We start from the raw sequence: 5,899 nt of genomic DNA on the forward strand, positions 1-5,899 counted from the left end.
CCGGGCGGGGAGGGGCTGCGGTTGCCCTCGCCGTCCCCGCGGTGCACGGGCGCGCAGCAGGGTCACTGGCCGCGGCGCGCGGCGTCGACCGCCCGGCGGGTCTCCTCCTCGACCAGGTCGAAGTTGATCATCGCTCCCGCGTGGACCCCCGCCGCGGCGGCGCCTATGACCTGGGCGCTCGGGTCGACAACGTTCCCCGCGGCCCACACCCCCGGGACGGGGGTCCGCCCGGTCGCGTCCGTGGGCAGCACGGTGCCGAGGGGCGTACCGCCCATGTCCCGCTCGACCGGCTCCAGGCCGAGCGAGGCGAACAGCGGGGAGCGCACGGTGAACTGCGGGGGCACCACCAGCGCCCGGCACGGCAGCACGGGCCCGCCGGCCGGGCGCACGCCGCTCAGCCGCCCCGCCGCGTCCCGCTCCAGTCCCCGCACCTCGCCGTCGACGACGGCGACACCGCGCGCCGCGAGCCGCTCGAACTGCTCGTCGTCGGGGTCGGCGGCCGTGTGCAGGAAGAGGGTGATGTCGTCGCTCCACTGCCGCCACAGCAGCGCCTGGTGGACGGCGAGCGGGCCGGTGCGGTCCGTCGCGAGGATGCCGACCGGCTGGTCGCGCACCTCCCAGCCGTGGCAGTAGGGGCAGTGCAGCACGTCCGTGCCCCACAGCTCGGCCAGGCCGGGCACGTCGGGGAGCTCGTCGACGAGGCCGGTGGCGACCAGCAGGCGGCGGGCGCGGACGGCGGTGCCGTCGTCCAGCTCGGCGAGGAAGCCGCCGTCATCCGGCTTCGCGGCCACGACGGCGGCGCGTACGGTCCGCACGCCGTAGGCGCTGACCTCCTCCCGGGCGTCGGCCAGGAGCTCGGCGGGCGGTGCGCCCTCCCGGCCGGGGTAGGCGTGGACGCCGCCGGCCGGGGCGTTGCGGGGGTGTCCGGCGTCGGCGACGAGGACCGAGCGCCGCGCCCGGCCCAGTTGGAGCGCACCGCCGAGCCCGGCGGGGCCGCCGCCGGCCACCAGGACGTCGTAGGAGTGCGGGTGCTGGGTGAAGTCGTGTTCGCTCATGCCGGCAACCGTGCACGCGGGCTCCCCGGCTTGACAAACCCCGTTGCCGGAACAGCAATAGACCCATGTCCGACGACGATCTGGCACAGGTACTGACCGCGGTGGGCCCCCGGCTGCGAGCCCTGCGCTCAGCGCGCGGCACCACGCTCGCCCGCCTCGGCGAGCAGACCGGGATCTCGGTGAGCACCCTCTCCCGGCTGGAGTCGGGGCGGCGCGAGCCGACCCTGAAGCTGCTGCTGCCGCTGGCCAGGGCGTACGGCGTGCCGCTGGACGAGCTGGTGGGGGCGCCGCAGACGGGCGACCCCCACGTCCACCCGCGCCCCTTCACCCAGCACGGCAGGACGTGGGTGCCGCTGACGCGCTATCTGGGCGGGCTGCACGCGTACAAGCAGATCGTCCCAGCGGGGCGGCGCCCCGAGTCCGAGGGGCGGCCGGAGCAGTTCACGCACGAGGGCTACGTGTGGCTGTACGTCCTCAACGGCCGTCTGCTGCTCGCCCTGGGCGAGCACGACCTGGTGCTGACGGCGGGCGAGGTGGCCGAGTTCGACACCCGTACCCCGCACGGCGTCGGCAACGCGGGCGAGCGGCCGGTGGAGTTCCTCGCGCTGTTCGGCCCGCAGGGCGAGCGGATGCATGTGCGCACCCGGATCACCGACGAGTGGGGCGCGCAGGGCGTGCCCCCCTGACGGGGCACGGCCTCATTCCCCGTCGTCCGGTGCGGGGGCCGCGAGGCCGGCCACCCAGCCGTAGTCCAGCTCCTCGCCGTCCACCGTGACCGCCTCCACCGTGCGGGTCGCGGGGTCGATGTCCGCGACGAAGCCGTCGCCCTCGTAGCGCGGGTAGCCCGAGGCGCCCGTGCGGCCGGTGGCCTCGACGACCCCCGAGCGCACGGCCTCGCCGGGGTCGGGGTGGCCCTCCTCGTCGGTGAGCCGCGGGTACAGCAGGATCTCGTAACGGCGCGCAGCTTCAGGCATGCCGCCACACTACGGCGCGAAGGGCGCGCGACAGGTCAGGCCAGGCCCGCCTCCCGCAACAGCGTCCATATGCGGTACGGCGTCAGCGGGGTGCGGTTCAGCCCGGCCGCGATCTCGGGGACCGCGTCCGCGACCGCGCCCGCGACGACGGCCGCCACGGGCAGGATGCCGCCCTCGCCGAGCCCCTTGAAGCCGCCCTCGTTGTGCGGACTGGGCGTCCGGGTGTGCGCGACCTCGACGGGCGGCACGTCGGCGGGCGCGGGAAGCGGGTAGTCCGCGAGGCCGCGCCGCAGGGGCTGGGCCGTGGCCGGGTCGCAGTCCGCCTCCTCCAGCAGCGCCATCCCCAGGCCCTCGCCCACCGTCTGCCCCTCCGCGATCAGGGGGTTGACGAGGACGCCGCTGTCGTGGACCGCCCAGTAGCCCTCCACCGTCACCACGCCGGTGTCCAGGTCGACGGCGACGGCGGCCGCGTGCGCGGCGTGCGCGAAGGTGATGTCGGGCGGGTCGTAGTCGACGCTCTCCTCCAGCCGGATCCGGTCGTGCTCGGGGCGGCCCCAGCCCAGCCAGCCCCGCGCCGCGACCTCGCGCCAGGTGGCCGTGCGGGAGGTCTTCTCCCCGCGGAACGTCTCGTCCGCTTCGAGCCGCACGTCCTCGGGCACCGTCTCCAGCAGGGCCGCCGCCAGCGCGTCCATCCGGGCCCGCAGCCGCTCGCCCGCGCGCAGCAGCGCGGTTCCGCAGAGCACGAGCGAGCGGCTGGCCTGCGAGCTGTAGTCGGAGTGCGGGCTGGTGTCGGTGTCGCCCAGCCGGACGGCGATCCGCTCCAGCGGCAGGCCGAGCCGGTCCGCGACGATCTGGGCCAGCGCCGTCTCGATGCCCTGGCCGAGGGACACGGCGCCGGTGAAGACGGTCACGGTGCCGTCCTCGTTGATCCGGATCCGGCCGCTCTCCCAGCCGCTCGCCTCCAGTCCGATCTGCTCCAGCAGCGCGGTCGGCCCGTAGCCGGTGCCCTCCACGCTGGGCACGGCGGCCACGCCGCGCCGCAGCCGCCCGGTGCGCACCCGGGGCCGCTCGGCCACCGCGGCCATGGCCCGCTGCAGGGTGGCCGGGTAGTCGCCGGTGTCGTAGGTGGTCTGGGCGCGGACGGTGTACGGCATCTCGCCGACGGTGATCAGATTGCGCAGCCGCAGCTCGCCCGGGTCCAGGCCGAGCTCGCGGGCGGCCTCCGCGATCAGCCGCTCGCGGATCCAGCACGCCTCCTGCATCCCGTAGCCGCGGTAGGCGCCGGTGGGGGTGGCGTTGGTGTAGACACCGGTGACGGTCGCGCCCGCGCACGGGAAGCGGTAGGGGCCCTCCAGGGACAGGCCGGTGATCTGGAACGGGCCCGAGCCGCCCTGGGTGGCGAAAGCGCCCAGATCGCCGCGCACCCGGGCGTCGAGGGCGAGGAAGCGGCCGTCGGCGTCGAGCGCCAGCCGGGCCGTCGCTCGCTGGCCCCGGCCGTGGTAGTCGGCGGCCATCGCCTCGGCGCGGTCCTCGGTCCACGCGACGCGCCCGCCCAGCAGCTTGGCCGCGAGGCAGACCAGCGTCTCGTCCACGTACAGGGTGGTCTTGCCGCCGAAGCCGCCGCCGACGTCCGGGACGGTGACCCGGACCTGGTCGGCGCGCAGCCGCAGCGCCGCGGCGAGCCCGCAGCGCACGGGGTGCGGCACCTGGGTGCTGGAGCAGACGGTGAGCTGCTGGGTGGCGGGGGTCCACTCGGCGAGCAGGCCGCGCGGCTCCATCGGCGCCACGCTGACCCGCTGGACGGCGAGTTCGCGGGTGACGAGGTGCGCGGCGTCCGCCATGGCCCGTTCGACGTCGGCCTCCGGGTCCCCGAGGCGGATCCGCCCGGCGGCGTTGGTGCCGGTCTCGGGGTAGAGCAGCGGCGCCCGCGGCGCGAGCGCCGCGTCCACATCGGTGACGGCGGGCAGCGGGTCGATGCTGACCTCCACGCGCTCGGCCGCGTCCTCGGCCGCCGCGCGGCTGTCCGCCACGACCAGCCCGATGGGCTGCCCGACGTAGCGCACCGTGCGGGTGGCCACCTCGATGGTGTGCTGCCACTGGCCGGGCAGCCGCCAGAAGGTGGGCAGCGGGCCGGTGTGCCGGGCGATCCCGTCGGGGCCGAGGACGAGGTGCGCCCCGCTGTCCTCGCGGGCCGCCGTGGCGTCGAAGCGGGTGACCCTGCCGTGCGCGACGGGGCTGCGGAGGACGGCGGCGTGCAGTACGCCGCGCTGGGGTCCTGCGATGTCGTCCACGTAGCGGCCGTCGCCGCGCAGCAGGCGGGGGTCGTGCGTCCGGGGCAGCGCCCGCCCCAGCGGTCCGGGCCCTGTGGCGCCGGTGTCCTCGGTCATCGGGCCCCCTCCCCCGCGCCGCCGCCCTGGCCGGTGCCGGCGCGGCTGCGGCGGAGCGCCGCGCGGATCCCGGCGTATCCGGTGCAGCGGCAGCGGTGGCCCGCCAGCACCTCGTCCGCGGTCTCCGGCTCGGACAGGCCCTCGCGCTCGGCCGCGGTGAGGCTCATCAGGATGCCGGGGGTGCAGAACCCGCACTGCAGGCCGTGCTCCGCCATGAACGCCTGCTGGAGCGGCGTCAGTTCGCCGTCCACCGCCAGCCCCTCGACGGTCTCCACGCGCGCGCCAGCGGCCTGGACCGCCAGCAGCAGGCAGGAGCGCACGGGGACGTCGTCGAGCAGCACGGTGCAGGAGCCGCAGACGCCCTCCTCGCAGCCCACGTGGGTGCCGGTGAGGCCGAGGGTGTGGCGGAGGAAGTCGCTCAGCAGCGTGCGCACCTCGGTGCGGGCGCTGTGCGTGGCGCCGTTCACGGTGAGCGTGACGGTCCGTTCGCGGGTGCTCGGAGCGGCGGCGTCCCGGGTCATGACCTCACCTCGTCGAGGGCGCGCTGGAGGGTGGTGCGCAGCAGGGCGCGGCGGTAGTCGCCGCTGCCGTGGGCGTCGGACGGCGGGGCGGCGGACGCGGCCGCCGCCTCCGCGGCAGCGCGCGCGGTCGCGGCCGTCAGGGGGCCGCCGACGAGGGCGTGTTCGCCCTCGGGGAGCCGCACCGGGCGCGCCGCGACCCCGGATCCCGCGAACCGGGCGCGGGTGACGGTGCCATCGGTGTCGCGTACGACGCCCGCGCAGGCGCCGACCAGCGGCAGGCCGCGCTGTCCCGCGCGGGGCACCTCCTCGAAGCGCCAGCGGAACCGCTCGGCCGGCGGGAACTCCACCTCGGTCAGCAGTTCGCCCGGCCGCAGCGTGGTGCCGCCCCTGGGGTGGTAGAACGCGGCGGCCTCCACGGTGCGCTCGCCGCTCTGCGCGGCGAGCCGCAGCCGGGCGCCCAGGGCCATGGCGAGTGCGGGGAGCTCGGCCGCCGGGTCCGCGTGGCAGAGCGAGCCGCCCAGGGTGCCGCGGCTGCGGATCTGCGGGTACGCCACGAGGCGTACGGTCTGCGGCAGTACGGGCAGCACATCCGCTAACGCGGCGTGCGCCTCCAGCGCGCGGAGCCGGGTGAGCGCCCCGATACGCACCGATCCCCCGACCAGCCGCACGGAGTCCAGACCGGGGACGCGGTTGAGGTCAACCACCGCGCGGGGTCTGATGCGCCGGTGGTTGAGCAGCGGCAGCAGGCTCTGGCCGCCCGCGAGCAGTGCCGCGACGCCGTTGGACTCGGCCAGTATGCGGACGGTGTCCTCGACGGTGCGCGGCTCCAGATACTCGAACACGGGAGGCTTCACGGCCCCTCCCCCTTCCGCTTGCCGACGCCGTATCCGCACAGCCTGGGTGCGGACGTCCGGCCGGGCAAGCCCCCGTCCGGGCCCCGGCGGCACCGGGGCGGACGGGGC

6 protein-coding genes are annotated in these 5,899 nt (G+C 76.5%); 1 reads left to right on the forward strand and 5 read right to left on the reverse strand.

The window, feature by feature from the left end; genetic code table 11:
• Window positions 1-62: 62 nt before the first annotated feature.
• Window positions 63-1,055, reverse strand: coding sequence for an NAD(P)/FAD-dependent oxidoreductase (locus G5C65_RS29515; RefSeq protein WP_165302106.1), 993 nt, complete (start codon window positions 1,053-1,055; stop codon window positions 63-65).
• Window positions 1,056-1,120: 65 nt separating this feature from the next.
• On the opposite strand from G5C65_RS29515, the gene G5C65_RS29520 reads away from it, so the two are divergent.
• Window positions 1,121-1,741 carry a helix-turn-helix domain-containing protein gene (locus tag G5C65_RS29520; protein WP_165302107.1) on the forward strand — a complete coding sequence of 207 codons (621 nt, stop codon included), beginning with the start codon at window positions 1,121-1,123 and terminating at the stop codon, window positions 1,739-1,741.
• Between the two features lie 12 nt (window positions 1,742-1,753).
• On the opposite strand, the gene G5C65_RS29525 is transcribed toward G5C65_RS29520, so the two are convergent.
• Genes G5C65_RS29525 through G5C65_RS29540 form a run of 4 tightly spaced genes read right to left on the reverse strand, consistent with a single transcriptional unit; the run spans window position 1,754 to window position 5,791 of the window.
• Window positions 1,754-2,029, reverse strand: a complete 276-nt coding sequence (locus G5C65_RS29525; protein ID WP_165302108.1) for a hypothetical protein — start codon at window positions 2,027-2,029, stop codon at window positions 1,754-1,756.
• Window positions 2,030-2,064: 35 nt separating this feature from the next.
• Complete coding sequence (locus G5C65_RS29530) at window positions 2,065-4,416, reverse strand: xanthine dehydrogenase family protein molybdopterin-binding subunit (RefSeq protein ID WP_165302109.1); 2,352 nt, start codon at window positions 4,414-4,416, stop codon at window positions 2,065-2,067.
• Entirely contained in the window at window positions 4,413-4,937 is a 525-nt protein-coding gene (locus G5C65_RS29535; RefSeq protein ID WP_165302110.1) for a (2Fe-2S)-binding protein, read from the reverse strand. Before G5C65_RS29535 ends, G5C65_RS29530 begins: the two co-directional genes overlap by 4 nt.
• The gene (locus tag G5C65_RS29540; protein ID WP_165302111.1) at window positions 4,934-5,791 is read right to left on the reverse strand and encodes an FAD binding domain-containing protein; all 858 of its coding nucleotides are present in this window, start codon (window positions 5,789-5,791) and stop codon (window positions 4,934-4,936) included. The genes G5C65_RS29535 and G5C65_RS29540 overlap by 4 nt, the downstream gene beginning before the upstream one ends.
• Window positions 5,792-5,899: the final 108 nt, after the last annotated feature.

Source organism: Streptomyces boncukensis, assembly GCF_011045075.1.
Classification (GTDB): Bacteria; Actinomycetota; Actinomycetes; order Streptomycetales; family Streptomycetaceae; genus Streptomyces; species Streptomyces boncukensis.

Coding starts and splice junctions, on each gene's coding strand:
- G5C65_RS29515 (WP_165302106.1), bottom strand. CDS start 1,055: ATGAGCGAACACGACTTCACCCAGCACCCGCACTCCTACGACGTCCTG.
- G5C65_RS29520 (WP_165302107.1), top strand. CDS start 1,121: ATGTCCGACGACGATCTGGCACAGGTACTGACCGCGGTGGGCCCCCGG.
- G5C65_RS29525 (WP_165302108.1), bottom strand. CDS start 2,029: ATGCCTGAAGCTGCGCGCCGTTACGAGATCCTGCTGTACCCGCGGCTC.
- G5C65_RS29530 (WP_165302109.1), bottom strand. CDS start 4,416: ATGACCGAGGACACCGGCGCCACAGGGCCCGGACCGCTGGGGCGGGCG.
- G5C65_RS29535 (WP_165302110.1), bottom strand. CDS start 4,937: ATGACCCGGGACGCCGCCGCTCCGAGCACCCGCGAACGGACCGTCACG.